This window comes from Nocardioides jensenii JCM 1364 = NBRC 14755 (assembly GCF_001552535.1).
Lineage (GTDB): Bacteria > Actinomycetota > Actinomycetes > Propionibacteriales > Nocardioidaceae > Nocardioides > Nocardioides jensenii.
This window is the reverse complement of record NZ_BCRJ01000058.1, coordinates 1-16,017: the sequence shown is the minus strand read 5'-3', so window position 1 is coordinate 16,017 and position 16,017 is coordinate 1. Positions and strand designations below refer to the sequence as shown.

Genomic DNA, 16,017 nt, shown 5'->3' with positions numbered 1-16,017 from the left:
GTCACGAGAGCATCGCCTTCAGCTCGGCGAGCCCCTTGACGATCTCGTCTTCGAGGATCTCGACGTCGGCGATGATCTCGAGCGGGGTGCGGTGCTCGATCTCGTCGTGCACGACCTCCTTGTAGCGGTTCAGCGAGAGGTCGTAGCCCTGGGCGACGATGTCGGCCTTGGGTACGAGGAAGGACTGCTCAGTGCGGGCGCGGGCCATCTCATCCGTGAAGTTCTGCCAGCGGCCGAGTACGTCGGGAAGGTCGTTGGCCTCGACCGGGTTGCGCTTGTCGTCGAGCGAGAAACCGTCAGCGCGAACGTCGTAGAACCAGACGTCATCGGTGCCGCCGGAGTTGGTCTTGGTGAAGAACAGGATCGCTGTGGAGACACCGGCGTACGGTCGGAAGACACCAGACGGCAACTTCACGACGGCGTCGAGCTTCTGGTCCTCAACGAGGATCCTGCGCAGCTCCTTGTGGGCCTTGGACGAGCCGAAGAGCACGCCGTCGGGGACGATGACGGCTGCCCGGCCTCCGGGCTTGAGCAGTTTCAGGAACAGCGCCAAGAAGAGCAGCTCGGTCTTCTTCGTCTTCACGATCCGCTGAAGGTCCTTGGCGGTGGCCTCATAATCGAGCGACCCTGCGAACGGTGGGTTGGCGAGGATGAGGGTGTACTTGTCTGCGTCGCCGGCTGCACCCTCGGAGAGGGAGTCGCGGTAGCGGATGTCAGGTGATTCGATTCCGTGCAGCAGCATGTTCATGCTCCCGATGCGGAGCATGGTGGAGTCGAAGTCATAGCCGTGGAACATCGAGTTGTTGAAGTGCTCACGCTGCGTCGAGTCGAGCAAGGCATCGGCGTGTGTGTCGCGGACGTACTCGCTCGCAGCGACGAGGAAGCCGCCCGTGCCGCATGCCGGATCGCAGATCTCATCAGACGGCTTCGGTGCGGTCATCTTGACCATAAGCTCGATGATGTGGCGAGGCGTGCGGAACTGGCCGTTGACGCCAGCCGCTGCGATCTTGGAGAGCAGGTACTCGTACAGGTCCCCGTTGGTGTCGCGGGCGGCCATCGGGATGTCGTCGAGCATGTCGACGACCTTCGATAGCAGCGCCGGGGTCGGGATGGTGAAGCGGGCGTCCTTCATATGCTCGCTGTAGGTGCTGCCATCGCCCAGGCCGCGCAGGAACGGGAAGACCTCGTCGGCGATGGTCTTGTGCATCACGTCGGGGGAGGCATTCTTGAACTGGCTCCATCGCAGGTGCGCCTGACCGGGCAGGAATACGGGATTCTCGATCGCCCCGCCGGTCACGCGGGCCTTATTCTCAGCCAGCGTCTGGATGTCGTTGAGGCGCCGGATGAACAGCAGGTAGGTGATCTGCTCGATCACCTCGAGCGGGTTGCTGATGCCGCCCGACCAGAAGGCGTCCCAGACGCGGTCGATCTTGCTCTTCAACTCACCGGTGATCACTGGTGAGACTCTAGTAAAGATCGCTGACGTTGGGTGCGACTTGGGCATGTTGCCTTCCTGGTGCCCGGCTTCTCCGGAGCAACTGAACAGACTCGCAGGTGCCACCGACAAGTCATCGGTCGGCCAGTTTGTTGACCGAGTCCCGCAGCGCGTCCTCGCCTGCTCGGACGTAGTGGTTGAGGACGGTGGTGAGCTTGTCGCCAAGGTACTGAGCGACGACCTCCCAGGACTCGCCGAGCTCCTCGTGGAACCACTTGGTGGCGGCGTGGTGGCGCAGGTTGCGGTAGACGATCGTGCGTGGCCAGGCGTTCTCTGGCTCGTTCTCGTCGACCCGGGCGCGGACTCGGTGCCAGCGTTCGTTGTGCAGCTCGGGCTTCACGGGGAGGCCGGTCACGGTATCCACGAAGAGCCACTGCTCGTCCTCGGCCGGTACGGGGTAGTTCCACCAAGCCAGGTTGGAATCGCCAGAACGTAGGGCGAGAGCGGCGCGGCGTTGGCGTTCCTCCTCTTGTGCGTTGAGCACCTGCTGCATCGAAGCCTTCACGGGCAGGTCGAGTAGTTCCTTCACTCGTGGCAACAGCTCGTCGTGCATCAGCGAGCGGGGGAGGGGGACTTCGTGGATCACGTGATTCTTCACCGGGCCCCGGAAGCCGGGGGAATGGCGCGGGGTGGTCCAACTGCCGTTTACGTGGACATAGCCGCGTTCGAAGAAGACGTCGATCGCGCGCAGCGCGTTCTGTTCGCCGAGGCGGAGGCCGCCGTACGCGGCGACCCGGATCTTGGTGCCGAACAACGGCAGCCGGGTCATCAGCGGGTCGGTGCCGTCCGGTCCGCACAGCGCATCGGCGCCGGCGGCCATCGCCTTCACCTGGCGCGTCTCCGGACGCAGCCGCGGGTCGACGTAGTGCGTCGTCGCACCCTGGAGCAGGGTGGACTTGCCGATCTCCAGCCCATCGAGCGGGTCGATCGACCGGTCCAGCCAGCCCAACCGCCAAGCCAGCTTGCGCATCGCAGCCATCGCTCCGCGCAGGTCCTCCTTGCCTCGCGCCGAATGCAAGGTCGCTGCGGCGCGTTCCATCACCTTGCGGCTGTGCTCGATCCGCCACTTCCCGACGGGCACATCGCCGATCGCCGGCACGATGTGGGCGGCCAGGCGCGACTCGCGTCCCTGGATCGTCCGGATCGCCTTGCCGCGCAGGCGACTGTCCTCCACGTATTTCTCCCCGAGCGCGGCGATCGTCTGCGTCGCCTTCTCGCGAGCGCTGGTCGGCGCCGCCTGCTCGGTGTCGAGAGCCGTCTCGGCCCGGGCGAAGATCTGGCGGGCCTCGGACTCGGTGGCCGCCCGACGGAGCACCCGCTTCCACGGTTCGCCCTCGCCCGCCGGCGCCTTGAACATCACCTGGTAACCATCGGCGGTTGCATAGAGCCGCACCCGCCAGGACTGGCGGCCGCCGTCGACCCTTCGCTCCTTGCCTTGGACGAGCAGTGTCGACTTCGCCCGAGTGGCCATCGACGCATCCCTTCTAGGCTGGGGGTGTGGTCTCGACAAGCGCAGACCTTCGAGATCGACATCGTACGCCCGATCGGGCGCGAGTTTGTATCATGAGTTTGTATCAGTGGCCAGAATTGATACGAACTCACACTGGTAGAAGGTGGCAAGAATGGCGAATCGATTGGCCAGCGCGACGAGTCCGTATTTGCTCCAACACGCCTCAAATCCAGTGGATTGGTGGGAGTGGGGACCTGAAGTGTTCGCGGAGGCCAAGCGCCGTGATACACCAATCTTGCTGTCAGTCGGCTATTCCGCCTGCCACTGGTGCCACGTGATGGCCCACGAGTCGTTCGAGGACGACGCGACCGCGACGTACATGAACCAGCACTTCGTCAACATCAAGGTCGACCGCGAGGAGCGGCCCGACGTCGACGCGGTCTACATGAACGCCACCCAGGCGATGACCGGGCACGGCGGCTGGCCGATGACCTGCGTGCTCGACCATGACGGCAACCCGTTCTTCGCCGGCACCTACTTCCCGGACACCCCGCGCCACGGCAGCGCCAGCTTCATGCAGATCCTCGAGGCGCTTGCCGACGCGTGGGTCACTCGTGCCGACGAGGTACGCCGTGCTGCGTCCGAGATCGGCGCCCACCTGCAGGTGCAGGGTGACCTCGAGACCGGGCTGGTCACCGTCGAGGTGCTCGACAGTGCGGTGCGTGCCCTGGCCACGGAGTTCGACGGGCAGAACGCCGGGTTCGGGGGAGCGCCCAAGTTCCCGCCCGGCATGGTGCTGGAGTTCCTGCTGCGACACGACCGAAGGGTCTCGACAGGCGCGACCACCAAGGAAGGCTCGACCACCGAGCCGTCGCTCGCGAGGCGGATGGTGGACGCGACCTGCGTGGCGATGGCGCGCGGCGGGCTCTACGACCAGATCGGCGGCGGGTTCGCGCGCTACTCGGTCGACGCCGGCTGGGTGGTGCCGCACTTCGAGAAGATGCTCTACGACAACGCGCAGCTGCTCGGCCTCTATGCACGGTGCGGTCTCAACCGGGTGGCCGAGGAGACCGCCGACTTCCTGCTTCGCGAGCTGGGTACGCCGCAGGGCGGGTTCGCGTCCGCGTTGGACGCCGACAGTGAGGGAGTCGAGGGCAAGTTCTACGCATGGACCCCGGCCCAGCTGGTCGAGGCGCTCGGCGAGGAGGACGGCGCGTGGGCGGCTGCCACGTTCGAGGTGACCGACGCCGGCACGTTCGAGCACGGCTCCTCCACCCTGCAGCTGCTGCACGACCCCGACGACCTGGCCCGGCTCGAGGACGTGAAGCGGCGGCTGTTCGAGGCACGTGCGGCCAGGGTGCGGCCCGCACGCGACGACAAGGTGGTCGCGGCGTGGAACGGCCTGGCGATCAGCGGGCTGTGCGCGGCCGGCACGCTGCTGCGCAGGCCGGAGTACGTCGATGCGGCCGTGCGGGCCGGCCGGCTGCTGGTCGACGTACACCTCGTCGAGGGGCGCCTCCTGCGGGTGTCGCGCGACGGCGTGGTCGGTCGTCACGACGGCGTGCTGGAGGACTACGGCTGTGTCGCCGCCGGGTTCCTCGACCTCCTGCAGGCCACCGGCGACGCGGTCTGGTTCGAGCGTGCCGGCGCCCTGCTCGACGACGCCCTGGCCCGCTTCCGTGCCGACGACGGCGGCTTCCACGACACCGCCTCCGACGCCGAGGCCCTGATCACACGGCCCCGTGAGCTCTCCGACAACGCCAGCCCGTCGGGCCAGTCCGCGATGACGCACGCCCTCGCGACGTACGCCGCCCTCACCGGCTCGGGCCGCCATCGGGACGCGGCCGAGCAGACCCTCGGCGTGCTCGCCCACCTCGCCGAGCGCGCCCCCCGGTTCGCCGGCTGGGCGCTGGCCGTCGCCGAGTCGATGCTCGAGGGGCCCGAGGAGATCGTCGTGGTCGGTCGGCCGGGCGTCGAACGTGACCGCCTCGAGCTGGCTGCGCGCCGCCGGCACGGGGCCGTCGTACTCGTGGTGGAGCCGGGTCGCGACGACATCCCGCTTCTTGTCGGCCGCGACGAGGTCGACGACGCGCCCGCGGCGTACGTGTGCCGCAACATGGTCTGCGAGCGTCCGGTGACGGACCCGGCCGCCCTCGCCTGAGCCGGTGGATGCGGGCTGAGCACCGATCTTGGTGAGGATCGGGGTCAGTCGATCTCGTCGCACTCCGAGCGCAGCTCGTCCAGCGTGTCCCGGGACAGCTGGAAGTCCATGTTGAGCTCGCCGCGGGCCTTGGTCGCGGCGTCGGCGAGGGCGTCGTAGTCGTCGTCGCCCTCCTGCGCTGCCAGGGCAAGGCCGAGCGCTGCGCCGAGCCGGAGCTGGTCACGGGAGGTGTCGGCATCATCCTGCGTCATGTCGTCCGGCAGACGGTCGACGATCTCGCAGGCCTGCTCGGCGTCGACGGAGGCATCGTCGGGATTGTCGAGCACCGCCCAGAGCAGGGCACCGCCCACGAGGAGGAGCAGGGTCACGGCGACGGCGACGATCAGCACCCGTCGGCGGTGACGGTCGGCAGCAGGGACAGGGTCTTCGGTGGCCATGGGTGGTCGCCTTCCCCGATCGCGCGCTTGCTACACCCCGGAAGAGACACCTCGATGTCTGCGTCCCCGGGACCACCGGAATCTGCGACTCTGGAGGCATGAAGATCTCGGACGTGGCGGGCGGGCAGGTCGAGCAGGAGACGCGGCGGTTCTACGACGGTGGGCTGCCCGCCGTCGCCGACCAGCCGGAGGTGCCGCCGAATCCCGGTGAGGACCCCAAGATCCTCCTGGAGCGGCTGTCGGTGCACGGCCACGAGCAGTTCGTCCTGATGCGTCGGATCGCCTACCGGGACCGGCATGTCGGCGAGCTGCTGGTGCCCGCCGATCCGGCCACGTTCCGCACCGACCTGACGTCGGTGCCGACCCTGTTCACCTGGTTGGTGCCCAAGACCGGGGCGCACCTGCCGGCGGCCCTGTTGCACGACGGTCTGTGCTTCGGCAACGACGAGCCGCCGACCTACGTCTCCACGGGCGGGCATGCCGTGCACCGGGTCGAGGCTGACCGCATCTTCCGCGACGCGATGGCCGACACCGGCACGGGCGTCGTACGCCGGTGGTTGGTGTGGTCCGCGGTGGCCACGGCGACCCTGCTCAAGGGGGAGCAGGTGCCGTGGTCGAGGGCCACCACCTGGCGGCACCGCCTCGTGATCGGCGGCTCGCTCCTCGTGGTGATCGCGCTCGGTGCGCTGGCCACGCTCGACCTCTTCGACATCGGCGGGACGCCGGACCTGCCGTGGATGGGCGACCGGCCGTGGTGGCTGGAGCTGATCGGCGGGCTGGCCGGCGCGATCGTCGTACCGCTGGTGCTGGGGCTGGCCTGGGGGCGTTTCCGGGTGGCCGGCTGGGTGATGGGCATCGGCCTGGCCGTGCTGCTGCACGTCACCGTCGGGTTGCTGGGCGTGACCGCGCTCTACCAGGTGACCGAGAAGTCCGCCGACCGCCAGCCGTTGATCGTGATGGGCCTGGCCGTGCTGGTCAGCGTGATCGCGGCAGCCACCGTCCTGGCGCTGTGGGTGGCCTAGGGCGGTGGGTGGAGCAGGCGTCAGCGCAGGGAGTACGTCGCCAGCGAGATGCCGACGTAGTGCGTGATGAACGCCAGGATCGTGAAGGTGTGGAACACCTCGTGGAAGCCGAACCACGAGGGCGAGGGGTCGGGGCGCTTGAAGCCGTAGACCACGCCCCCCATCGTGTAGAGCAGACCGCCGGCCGCCACCAGGGCGAGGACGGCGATCGCGATGCCGTTGCTGAAACGGTCGGCGCCGTCGATGAACTGGGGGATGAAGAAGACGGCGGCCCAGCCCAGGGCGATGTACATCGGGGTGTAGAGCCAGCGCGGGGCGTCGGTCCAGAAGACGCGGAAGAACACGCCCGAGATGGCGGCGGTCCACACGACGGCGAGGAGGGTGAGACGGGCCGACCCCTCGAGGAACAGCACGGCGAACGGCGTGTAGGAGCCGGCGATCAGCACGAAGATGTTGGCGTGGTCGAAGCGCCGCAGGAACGCCCACGTGCGGGGTGACCAGGTGCCGCGGTGGTAGATCGCAGAGACGGTGAACAACACCAGCGCGCTGGCCGCGAAGACGGCCGAGGCGATCCGCGTCGACTGGGTCGGGGAGAGCACGATCAGCACGATGCCGGCGGCCAGGGCCAGTGGGGCCGTGCAGGCGTGCAGCCAGCCTCGAAGCTTCGGCTTCACGTCGGCGAGCTTGTCCTGGGCGCGGTCCACCACCTCGTCGAGGCGCGTGCGAATCATGTCGTTCATGGTTTCCAAGTTACGGCACCGTAGGTTGCGACGCAGCGGAATGAGGGCCAGGTCACCCGAGATGAGGACCCGACCCCGGTAACATCGAGGCGTGGCGGACTGGAAACGAGCGATTCGACGGGTGCTCTACCCGGCCTACGAGGCGCGTGTCGTGAAGTTTCTGCCGACCGACCGGTTGCCCAAGCACGTGGGTGTGATGCTCGACGGCAACCGTCGCTGGGCCAAGGCCGTGGGCGCCGACACCGCTCACGGGCACCGCGCCGGGGCGGCCAACATCGAGCCGCTGCTGGGTTGGTGCGAGGAGGTCGGCATCGAGGTGGTCACCCTGTGGCTGCTCTCCACCGACAACCTGAACCGCCCCGCCGCCGAGCTCGAGCCGCTGATGACCATCATCGAGGACGCGGTCGCCTCGCTGGCCGACCAGAAACGCTGGCGCCTGCACCCCGTCGGTGCGCTCGACCTGCTCCCCGCGGCCACGGCCCGCCGGCTCAAGGAGTCCGAGGACGCGACGCGTGAGGTCGACGGCATGCTGGTCAACGTCGCCGTCGGGTACGGCGGTCGCCGTGAGATCGCGGACGCCGTACGCTCCCTGCTCCTGGAGCACGCCGAGAAGGGCACCTCGCTCGAGGACCTCGCCCACGACATCGACGTCGACAGCATCAGCGAGCACCTCTACACCAAGGGCCAGCCCGATCCCGACCTGGTGATCCGCACTTCGGGGGAGCAGCGCCTGGGTGGGTTCCTGCTCTGGCAGAGCGCGAAGAGCGAGTTCTATTTCTGCGAGGCGTTCTGGCCCGACTTCCGCCGGGTCGACTTCCTCCGCGCGATCCGGGCCTACGCCGAGCGCGAGCGCAGGTTCGGCGCCTGAGCCTGCCCGGCACGGGCCGGGAAGCGGGTGCCTCTCCCGGCCACGCAACCTTCACCCTGCGTTCGGGCGTGTCTCCCGAATTCCTTGGTCACCCGGCGTAATTTCGCAGTACCGGCGAGTGGGGAAGCTCGCTGTATCGGGAGGCCCGGACGTGAAGGTTCACGACTGTTGCACAGCCGCTGGGGCGGCCTGTGCCTACGGAGGCCGGCACTCCGGTCTTCGGGCGATTTCCCGGTCCATGTGGATGAGTTAGAGCCGGGAGCGGGAGTGCGCGTACCGGTTCGTAAAGGGTGAGATCCGTGGCCTCCAAGCAGAGCAAGACCGTCACCACCCGCACCTACGTGCTCGACACGAGCGTGTTGCTCGCCGACCCGGGTGCGATGCGCCGGTTCGAGGAGCACGAGGTGGTCCTGCCCGTCGTCGTGATCACCGAGCTCGAGGGCAAGCGTCACCACCCGGAGCTGGGCTACTTCGCCCGCTCCGCGTTGCGCATGCTCGACGAGATGCGGGTGACGCACGGTCGACTCGACAAGCCGATTCCGGTCGGCGACGCGGGCGGCACGATCAGGGTCGAGCTCAACCACACCGACCCGATGTCGCTGCCGAGCGGGTTCCGCCTCGGTGACAACGACACCAGGATCTTGGCGGTGGCGCAGAACCTCTCCGACGAAGGCGCTCGGGTCACGCTCGTCTCCAAGGATCTCCCGCTGCGGATCAAGGCGTCCTCGGTCGGCCTCGACGCGCAGGAATACCGTGCCGAGAACCTCAACGAGGACTCCGGGCACACCGGCATGGCCGAGCTCGACGTGGCCGCGGCCGACCTCGACGAGCTGTACGACGACGGCGTGCTCGACCTGGAGGCGGCCCGGGAGCTGCCCTGCCACACCGGTCTCGTGCTGCTCTCCGACCGCGGCACCGCGCTGGGCCGGGTCGGGCCCGACAAGCAGGTGCACCTGGTGCGCGGCGATCGTGAGGCGTTCGGCGTCCATGGTCGGTCGGCCGAGCAGCGCATCGCGTTGGAGATGCTGCTCGACCCGGAGGTCGGCATCGTCTCCCTCGGCGGCCGGGCCGGCACCGGCAAGTCGGCGATGGCCCTGTGTGCCGGCCTGGAAGCGGTGATGGAGCGTCGCCAGCACAAGAAGGTGGTGGTCTTCCGCCCGTTGTTCGCGGTCGGTGGCCAGGAGCTGGGCTACCTGCCGGGCTCGGAGAACGAGAAGATGTCGCCCTGGGGGCAGGCCGTCTTCGACACCTTGGGGGCGCTCACCACCCGCGACGTGATCGAGGAGGTCCTGGACCGCGGCATGCTCGAGGTGCTGCCGCTCACCCACATCCGCGGCCGCTCGCTGCACGACGCGTTCGTGATCGTCGACGAGGCGCAGTCGCTGGAGCGCAACGTGCTGCTGACCGTGCTCTCGCGGATCGGTGCCAACTCCAAGGTGGTGCTGACCCACGACGTCGCCCAGCGTGACAACCTGCGCGTCGGCCGGCACGACGGGGTGGTGGCCGTGGTCGAGAAGCTCAAGGGGCACCCGCTCTTCGCCCACGTGACCCTGACGCGCTCCGAGCGGTCGCCGATCGCGGCCCTGGTCACCGAGATGCTGGAGAACGTCACGATGTAGTGACGCGATGCCTGTGGGGCGAGGCGAGCCCGGTGTGACCCGTGTGACTGATGAGTCGCGGGTGTGACCGGGCTCGCCTGTGGATTGGCCGTGTCCGGTTTGCCTGCAGTGGCCCTGTCATGCAGGGTGGTCAAGATCTTTCGGGCGCCGGGGGGCACGTTGGCCGATCGATCAGTCCTGACCTCAACCCGTGGGTACCCCTTTGTCAAAGCACAAGAAGTACATCCCCAAGCACAAGCAACCCACCGCTGCCGGGATTCCGAAGAAGGCGCTGCGCAACACCCTCGTGCTGTCGTCGATCGCTGTGGCCGCCACCGGCGCCACTGTCGGAACAGGAATGCTCAACGACGGTGCCGTCGCCAAGCGCGACGTCACCCCGATGGCCGCCAGCCTCGACGCGGTGCGGCCGCTGAGTGCCGATGACCTCGCCGAGCGTCGCGAGGAGGAGCCGTCGCGCTCCGACCGTCGCAGCGCCGCGGACCCGGCCAAGCAGGCCGAGCTGAGTGCCGCCACCAGCACCGCCACCGGCAACGCGGTCGTCGCCACCGAGGATGCGACCGACGACGACCCGCGCAGCGTGGCTCGTGCCCTGCTCTCCGAGTTCGGTTTCAGCTCGGACCAGTTCGGCTGCCTGGACTCGCTGTGGACCAAGGAGAGCGGCTGGAACCCCAGCGCGGACAACCCCAGCTCCTCGGCGTACGGCATCCCGCAGGCGCTGCCCGGCTCCAAGATGAGCTCGGCCGGTGCCGACTGGGCCACCAACCCCGCCACGCAGATCCGCTGGGGCCTGGGCTACATCCAGGACCGCTACGGCTCGCCGTGCAGCGCGTGGGGCCACAGCCAGAGCAACAACTGGTACTGAGCGCGCCCTACTGAGCGAGGCGCTTCTTCTGCACCTTGCCCATCTCGTTGCGCGGCAGCGCGTCGACGAACACCACCTCGCGCGGACGCTTGTGCGCCGAGAGCTCCTCGCCGACGTGCGACGTGAGCTCGGCCGCACTGACCGGTGAGTGGGCCACCACGAAGGCCACGATCCGTTGGCCGAGGTCCGGGTCGGGCACGCCGATCACGGCGCACTCCGCCACCGCCGGGTGACCGAGCAAGGTCGACTCGATCTCACCGGCACCGATGCGGTACCCGGCCGACTTGATCAGGTCCACCGACTCCCGGCCCACGATGCGGTGGTTTCCGGCTGCGTCGATGACGGCCACGTCGCCGGTGCGGAACCAGCGGTCGTCGGTGAACGACTCCGCGGTGGCCTCGGGGCGGTTGAGGTAGCCGCTGAACAGCGTCGGCCCGCGCACCTCGAGCCGGCCGACCGACTCACCGTCGTGGGCGACGGCAGCTCCGTCGTCACCCACCACGCGAGTCTCGACACCGTCGACGGGGACGCCGACCCATCCGGCACGTCGCACGCCGTCGGCGCGGGTGGCCACGGTGATCAGGGTCTCGCTCATGCCGTAGCGCTCGGCGACCTCGTGCCCGGTGAGCTCCCGGACCCGCTCGAAGACCGGCACCGGAAGGGCCGCGCTGCCGCTGACCAGAAGTCGCGCATCACGCAGGGCAGCAGCATGCTCGGGTGCCTCGGCGATGCGCGACCAGATCGTCGGCACCGCGAAGTACATGGTGCCGGCCACTCCGGCGTACGCCTCGGGGGTTCCCTTGCCGACGTGCACCAGGCTGCCGCCGACTCGCAGCGGCCCCAGTGCGCCGAGCACCAGCCCGTGCACGTGGAACAACGGCAACCCGTGGACCACGGTGTCGTCACCCGTCCACCCCCAGGCGTCGATCAGCCCGTCGAGGCCGGCCGTGAGTGCGCGGCGGGAGAGGAGCACGCCCTTGGGCAGGCCGGTGGTGCCGGAGGTGTAGAGCACGAAGGCGATGCGTTCGGAGTCGACAACCCCCGGCTCGTACGACGCCCGCGCGGCCTCGTCGACGTCGATCGTCGGCAGCGTCGTCTCGTCGGGGGCCCCGCCCAGCCAGGCATCGGGAGCGGCATCGGTGAGCATGTGTCGCAGTTCGGCGGACCCGGAGTCGGGCGGCACGGGAACGACCTCGACGCCGGCCAGCAGCGCGCCGGTCACGCCGACGACGGTGGTCATCGTCGGAGTGGCCGACACCGCGACCCGCTGCCGGCCGACCAGGGACTCGGCGACCGCGCCGGCGGCGCCGAGCAGATCGGCATGAGACAACGTGGTGCCGGCGACGGTCACGAGGCGGTCGGTCCGCGCGTCGAGCAGGCCGGCCAGCAGGTGGGAGCTCATGGGTGCGTCATCGACGCGAGGTCGAGCGCCTCGTCGAGCTGCGTCTCGGTGAGCTGCTTGCCGTCGACGAAGCCCATCGCGACCACGGTCTCGCGGATCGTCTGCTTCTCCGCCATCGCCTTCTTGGCGACCTTGGCGGCGTTCTCGTAGCCGATGTACTTGTTCAGCGGAGTGACCACGGACGGCGACGACTCGGCGTACGTGCGCATCCGCTCGACGTCGGCGGTGATCCCGTCGACGCACCGCTCGGCGAGCAGCGTCGAGCTGGTGGACAGGATGCGGATGGACTCCAGCAGGTTGCGAGCGATCATCGGCAGCATCACGTTGAGCTCGAAGTTGCCGGCCGCGCCGCCCGTGGCGATCGCGAGGTCGTTGCCGATCACCTGCGCGCAGACCTGGAGCGTCGCCTCGGGAAGCACCGGATTCACCTTGCCGGGCATGATGCTCGAGCCGGGTTGCAGGTCGGGCAGATGGATCTCGGCGAGTCCGGTGGTGGGGCCGCTGCTCATCCAGCGCAGGTCGTTGCAGACCTTGGTCAGCCCGACCGCGTAGGTGCGCAGCACGCCGCTGAGCTCGACCAGGGAGTCACGGGTGCTCTGGGCCTCGAAGTGGTTGCGGGCCTCGATGAACTCGAGCCCGGTCAGCTCACTGAGCTGCTCGATCACGGCTGCGGCGAACCCGGGCGGTGTGTTGATGCCGGTGCCCACCGCTGTGCCGCCCAGGGGCAGTTCGCGGACCCGGGGGAGCGCCGAGTCGAGGCGTTCGCGGGCGTAGCGCACCGTGGCGGCGTACCCGCCGAACTCCTGGCCGAGCATCACCGGGGTGGCGTCCATCAGGTGCGTGCGCCCCGATTTCACGTGGTCCTTGAACTCCTCGGCCTTGGCCTCGAGGGAGGCGGCGAGCGTGTCCAGAGCCGGGAAGAGGTCGTCGACGACTGCGGTCGCCGCGGCGACGTGGATCGAGGTGGGGAAGGTGTCGTTGCTGGACTGGCTCGCGTTGACGTGGTCGTTGGGGTGCACCTCGACCCCCGCCTTCGCGGCCAGTGAGGCGAGCACCTCGTTGGTGTTCATGTTCGAGCTGGTGCCCGATCCGGTCTGGAAGACGTCGATGGGGAACTGGTCGTCGTGCTCGCCGGCGGCGACCCGGTCGGCGGCGGTGACGATCGCCTCCGCCTGGCCTGCGGTGATCACGCCGAGGTCGGCGTTGACCCGCGCCGCGGCCTTCTTGACCAGGGCCAGGGCCCGGATGTGACGCGGCTCGAGGACCGAGCCGCTGATCGGGAAGTTCTCGACGGCCCGCTGGGTCTGGGCCCGCCACAGTGCCTCGGCCGGCACCTTGATCTCACCCATGGAGTCGTGTTCGATGCGGAAATCATTCATGGCCTGACGGTAGCCGGTGATAAACAAGCAGGGATGCTTGCTTTGCTGATGTGACGTGGCTTACATTCGGCCATCGTCGTCGTGAGGGAGACCCGTCATGTCTGATCCCGCCACCATCTGTGAGGCGTTCCAGCGAACCGTCACCATCGACCCGAACGCGGTCGCGCTGCGCACGCCCGGGGACGCGGTCTCGGTCACGTGGAAGGAGTACGCCGACCACGTGCGCGCCGTCAGCGCGGGTCTCCATCGGCTGGGGCTTCGGCATGGGGACACGCTCGCGATCATGCTGACCAACCGACCCGAGTTCGCGTGGGTCGACGCGGGAGCGATGCACCTGGGTGTGGTCGCCTTCTCGATCTACAACACCTCCTCGCCCGACCAGATCGACTACCTCTTCGGCAACGCGGGGAACAAGGCGGTGGTCACCGAGCTCGCGCTGCTGCCGGCGATCCTCGCCTCCGGTGTCGCTCTCGAGCACGTGATCGTGGTCGACGCGCGAGCCGGCGACCTGCCGGAAGGCGCGACCGCGAGCCTGGCCGAGGTCGAGGAGTCGGGGGACCCCGACTTCGACTTCGATGCCGCCTGGCGCGCGGTCGAACCGGACGACGTGCTCACCCTGATCTACACCTCAGGCACGACCGGACCGCCCAAGGGCGTGCAGCTGACCCACGCCAACCTCCTGGAGACCTCGCGCGCGGCTCTGCAGGTCGTGCACGTGGAGTTCGGTGACCGGATCACCTCGTTCCTGCCAGCGGCCCACATCGCCGACCGCGCCTCGGCGCAGTACTTCTCCGCGACCACGGGGGTGCAGGTCACCTACGTCGCCGACCCGCGCGCCATCGCCACCGCCCTGCCCGACGCCCGGCCGACGATCTGGTTCGCGGTGCCGCGGGTCTGGGAGAAGATCAAGATGGGCGTGGAGGCGAAGCTGGCCGCCGAGGAGAGCCCGGTCAAGAAGAAGCTGGCCGGCTGGGCGCTGGGCATGGCCGAGAAGAACGCGGAGGCCCAGCTCGCCGGCCGCCGGCTCGGTGGCCTCGACAAGGTGCAGTTCGACCTGGCGGACAAGCTGGTTCTCGGCAAGGTCCGTGAGGCTCTCGGCATGGCCGAGCTCAAGTGGGCCTGGTCGGGTGCCGCTGCGATCGCACCGGAGACCCTCAAGTTCTTCATGGGGCTGGGCATCAACGTGTGCGAGCTGTGGGGCATGTCGGAGCTCTCCGGCGCCGGCACGATCAATCCGCCCGGCAAGGCCCGGGTCGGCAGTGTCGGCCCGGCATTGCCCGGCACTGAGGTCCGCATCGCCGAGGATGGTGAGGTGCTGTTCCGTGGCCCGGGCGTCATGCCCGGCTATCGCAACGACCCCGACAAGACCCGGGAGGCCATCGACGAGGACGGCTGGCTGCACACGGGCGACGTCGGCACCCTCGACGCCGACGGCTACCTGACGATCGTGGACCGCAAGAAGGAGCTGATCATCAGCTCGGCGGGCAAGAACATGTCGCCGTCCAACATCGAGAACACTCTCAAGGTCACCACGCCGCTGGCCGCCACGATCACCGTGATCGGCGACGGACGCGCCTTCAACGTGGCACTGGTGACGCTGGATCCCGACGTCTCGGCCGCCTTCGCCGAGAAGGCGGGCGTTGCCGCCGACCCGGCGACGCTGGCCAAGAACCCGGAGCTCCTGGCCGCGGTCCAGGCCGGCATCGACGCCGGCAACGCGAAGCTGTCGCGGGTCGAGCAGGTCAAGAAGGTCGAGGTGCTGCCCGAATACTGGCTGCCCGGCAGTGAGGTGCTCACCCCGACTCTCAAGCTGCGCCGCAAGCCGATCAACGAGAAGTACGCCCACGTGATCGCACGCCTCTACGAGTGACATGAGCCAGCCGCAGCAGTCTCGGTCTCGGGCGACCCGGCAGCGGTTGCTGGACGCGACCATCGAGAGTCTGGCCGAGGTCGGCTGGGCGGGCACCTCGGTGGTCGCGGTGGCGGCACGGGCGGGAGTCTCCCGTGGGGCCGCGCAGCATCACTTCGCCACCCGCGACGACCTCGTGCGGGCGGCCGTGGAGTCGGTCACCGACCAGCTCACCCGTGAGATGCGAGAGCAGGAGGCTCGTGTCGCCGACAGTGGAGACCGGCCTCTGGCGGTCGTCGAGCTGCTCACCGATCTCTGGGCAGGTCCCTACGGTCGCGCCGCCACGCACCTGTGGGTCGCCGCATCCACCGATCCGACGTTGCACGATCTCGTCATGCCGCTCGAGCGTCGGTTCAGTCGCGAGCTGTTCCGGACCACGGCCGAGCTCCTTCGTGTGGACCGCGCGGTGCCCTCGGCCGAGGAGTCGGTGCGGCTGACGATCGACCTGACACGCGGCATCGGCCTGGGCGCGATGCTGCGAAACGACGTACGACGACGGCAGACGGAGCTGGCCCAGTTCGCGGCCGTGCTCGCGACCATGCCCGGGATCGGCGCCTGATCGGCTGCCGTCCTGGGGCAGGTCGAACCTCGTGGTGCGCTGTCTCCTGATCGGGTCCCCGGCTGCCGCTGTCGAGCCTGTGGATGTGGTGTGGAGAACCTGGTGGTGGTGTGG

The 16,017-nt window shown here is 68.7% G+C and carries 13 protein-coding genes; 7 read left to right on the top strand and 6 right to left on the bottom strand.

The genetic code is table 11. The features are described 5' to 3' along the window. Window position 1 precedes the first annotated feature (1 nt). Window positions 2-1,456 (bottom strand): type I restriction-modification system subunit M, encoded by a 1,455-nt coding sequence (locus NJ4_RS13170; protein WP_067435702.1) that lies wholly within the window; start codon window positions 1,454-1,456, stop codon window positions 2-4. Window positions 1,457-1,568: 112 nt separating this feature from the next. Next, window positions 1,569-2,966 carry a site-specific integrase gene (locus NJ4_RS13165; protein WP_067435699.1) on the bottom strand — a complete coding sequence of 466 codons (1,398 nt, stop codon included), beginning with the start codon at window positions 2,964-2,966 and terminating at the stop codon, window positions 1,569-1,571. 151 nt (window positions 2,967-3,117) lie between these two features. Between NJ4_RS13165 and NJ4_RS13160 the strand changes: the two genes are divergently transcribed. Then, entirely contained in the window at window positions 3,118-5,106 is a 1,989-nt protein-coding gene (locus tag NJ4_RS13160; RefSeq protein ID WP_067435697.1) for a thioredoxin domain-containing protein, read from the top strand. Window positions 5,107-5,150: 44 nt separating this feature from the next. On the opposite strand, the gene NJ4_RS13155 is transcribed toward NJ4_RS13160, so the two are convergent. After that, the gene (locus NJ4_RS13155) at window positions 5,151-5,543 is read right to left on the bottom strand and encodes a hypothetical protein (protein ID WP_067435695.1); all 393 of its coding nucleotides are present in this window, start codon (window positions 5,541-5,543) and stop codon (window positions 5,151-5,153) included. 98 nt (window positions 5,544-5,641) lie between these two features. On the opposite strand from NJ4_RS13155, the gene NJ4_RS13150 reads away from it, so the two are divergent. Further along, complete coding sequence (locus tag NJ4_RS13150; RefSeq protein WP_067435692.1) at window positions 5,642-6,565, top strand: DUF1353 domain-containing protein; 924 nt, start codon at window positions 5,642-5,644, stop codon at window positions 6,563-6,565. Window positions 6,566-6,585: 20 nt separating this feature from the next. On the opposite strand, the gene trhA is transcribed toward NJ4_RS13150, so the two are convergent. Then, window positions 6,586-7,305, bottom strand: coding sequence for a PAQR family membrane homeostasis protein TrhA (gene trhA, locus NJ4_RS13145; protein ID WP_067435689.1), 720 nt, complete (start codon window positions 7,303-7,305; stop codon window positions 6,586-6,588). Window positions 7,306-7,396: 91 nt separating this feature from the next. Between trhA and NJ4_RS13140 the strand changes: the two genes are divergently transcribed. The 3 genes from NJ4_RS13140 to NJ4_RS13130 all read left to right on the top strand — a co-directional run bounded on the left by NJ4_RS13140 (window position 7,397) and on the right by NJ4_RS13130 (window position 10,654). After that, a complete protein-coding gene (locus tag NJ4_RS13140; protein ID WP_067435686.1) occupies window positions 7,397-8,173 on the top strand; it encodes an isoprenyl transferase in 777 nt (258 codons plus the stop codon). A 380-nt stretch (window positions 8,174-8,553) separates the two neighbouring features. Further along, complete coding sequence (locus tag NJ4_RS13135; protein ID WP_245644562.1) at window positions 8,554-9,792, top strand: PhoH family protein; 1,239 nt, start codon at window positions 8,554-8,556, stop codon at window positions 9,790-9,792. 202 nt (window positions 9,793-9,994) lie between these two features. Next, complete coding sequence (locus NJ4_RS13130; RefSeq protein WP_067435680.1) at window positions 9,995-10,654, top strand: aggregation-promoting factor C-terminal-like domain-containing protein; 660 nt, start codon at window positions 9,995-9,997, stop codon at window positions 10,652-10,654. A gap of 7 nt (window positions 10,655-10,661) precedes the next feature. Here NJ4_RS13130 and NJ4_RS13125 read toward each other — a convergent pair whose 3' ends face one another. Together NJ4_RS13125 and NJ4_RS13120 are read right to left on the bottom strand one after the other, a co-directional pair. Then, window positions 10,662-12,056, bottom strand: coding sequence for an acyl-CoA synthetase (locus NJ4_RS13125; protein WP_067435677.1), 1,395 nt, complete (start codon window positions 12,054-12,056; stop codon window positions 10,662-10,664). Next, entirely contained in the window at window positions 12,053-13,435 is a 1,383-nt protein-coding gene (locus NJ4_RS13120) for a class II fumarate hydratase (protein WP_067435676.1), read from the bottom strand. The genes NJ4_RS13125 and NJ4_RS13120 overlap by 4 nt, the downstream gene beginning before the upstream one ends. Window positions 13,436-13,532: 97 nt before the next feature. Between NJ4_RS13120 and NJ4_RS13115 the strand changes: the two genes are divergently transcribed. Together NJ4_RS13115 and NJ4_RS13110 are read left to right on the top strand one after the other, a co-directional pair. Then, on the top strand, window positions 13,533-15,305 hold the full coding sequence (locus NJ4_RS13115) for an AMP-binding protein (RefSeq protein ID WP_067435673.1): 1,773 nt from the start codon (window positions 13,533-13,535) through the stop codon (window positions 15,303-15,305). 1 nt (window position 15,306) lies between these two features. Then, the gene (locus tag NJ4_RS13110; RefSeq protein WP_067435670.1) at window positions 15,307-15,903 is read left to right on the top strand and encodes a TetR/AcrR family transcriptional regulator; all 597 of its coding nucleotides are present in this window, start codon (window positions 15,307-15,309) and stop codon (window positions 15,901-15,903) included. Window positions 15,904-16,017 lie beyond the last annotated feature (114 nt).

Bases quoted from the DNA above. Each gene is read 5' to 3' on its own strand.
- trhA (WP_067435689.1), bottom strand. From the start codon at position 7,305: ATGAACGACATGATTCGCACGCGCCTCGACGAGGTGGTGGACCGCGCC.
- NJ4_RS13165 (WP_067435699.1), bottom strand. From the start codon at position 2,966: ATGGCCACTCGGGCGAAGTCGACACTGCTCGTCCAAGGCAAGGAGCGA.
- NJ4_RS13160 (WP_067435697.1), top strand. From the start codon at position 3,118: ATGGCGAATCGATTGGCCAGCGCGACGAGTCCGTATTTGCTCCAACAC.
- NJ4_RS13110 (WP_067435670.1), top strand. From the start codon at position 15,307: ATGAGCCAGCCGCAGCAGTCTCGGTCTCGGGCGACCCGGCAGCGGTTG.
- NJ4_RS13120 (WP_067435676.1), bottom strand. From the start codon at position 13,435: ATGAATGATTTCCGCATCGAACACGACTCCATGGGTGAGATCAAGGTG.
- NJ4_RS13135 (WP_245644562.1), top strand. From the start codon at position 8,554: ATGCGCCGGTTCGAGGAGCACGAGGTGGTCCTGCCCGTCGTCGTGATC.
- NJ4_RS13115 (WP_067435673.1), top strand. From the start codon at position 13,533: ATGTCTGATCCCGCCACCATCTGTGAGGCGTTCCAGCGAACCGTCACC.
- NJ4_RS13125 (WP_067435677.1), bottom strand. From the start codon at position 12,056: ATGAGCTCCCACCTGCTGGCCGGCCTGCTCGACGCGCGGACCGACCGC.
- NJ4_RS13150 (WP_067435692.1), top strand. From the start codon at position 5,642: ATGAAGATCTCGGACGTGGCGGGCGGGCAGGTCGAGCAGGAGACGCGG.
- NJ4_RS13155 (WP_067435695.1), bottom strand. From the start codon at position 5,543: ATGGCCACCGAAGACCCTGTCCCTGCTGCCGACCGTCACCGCCGACGG.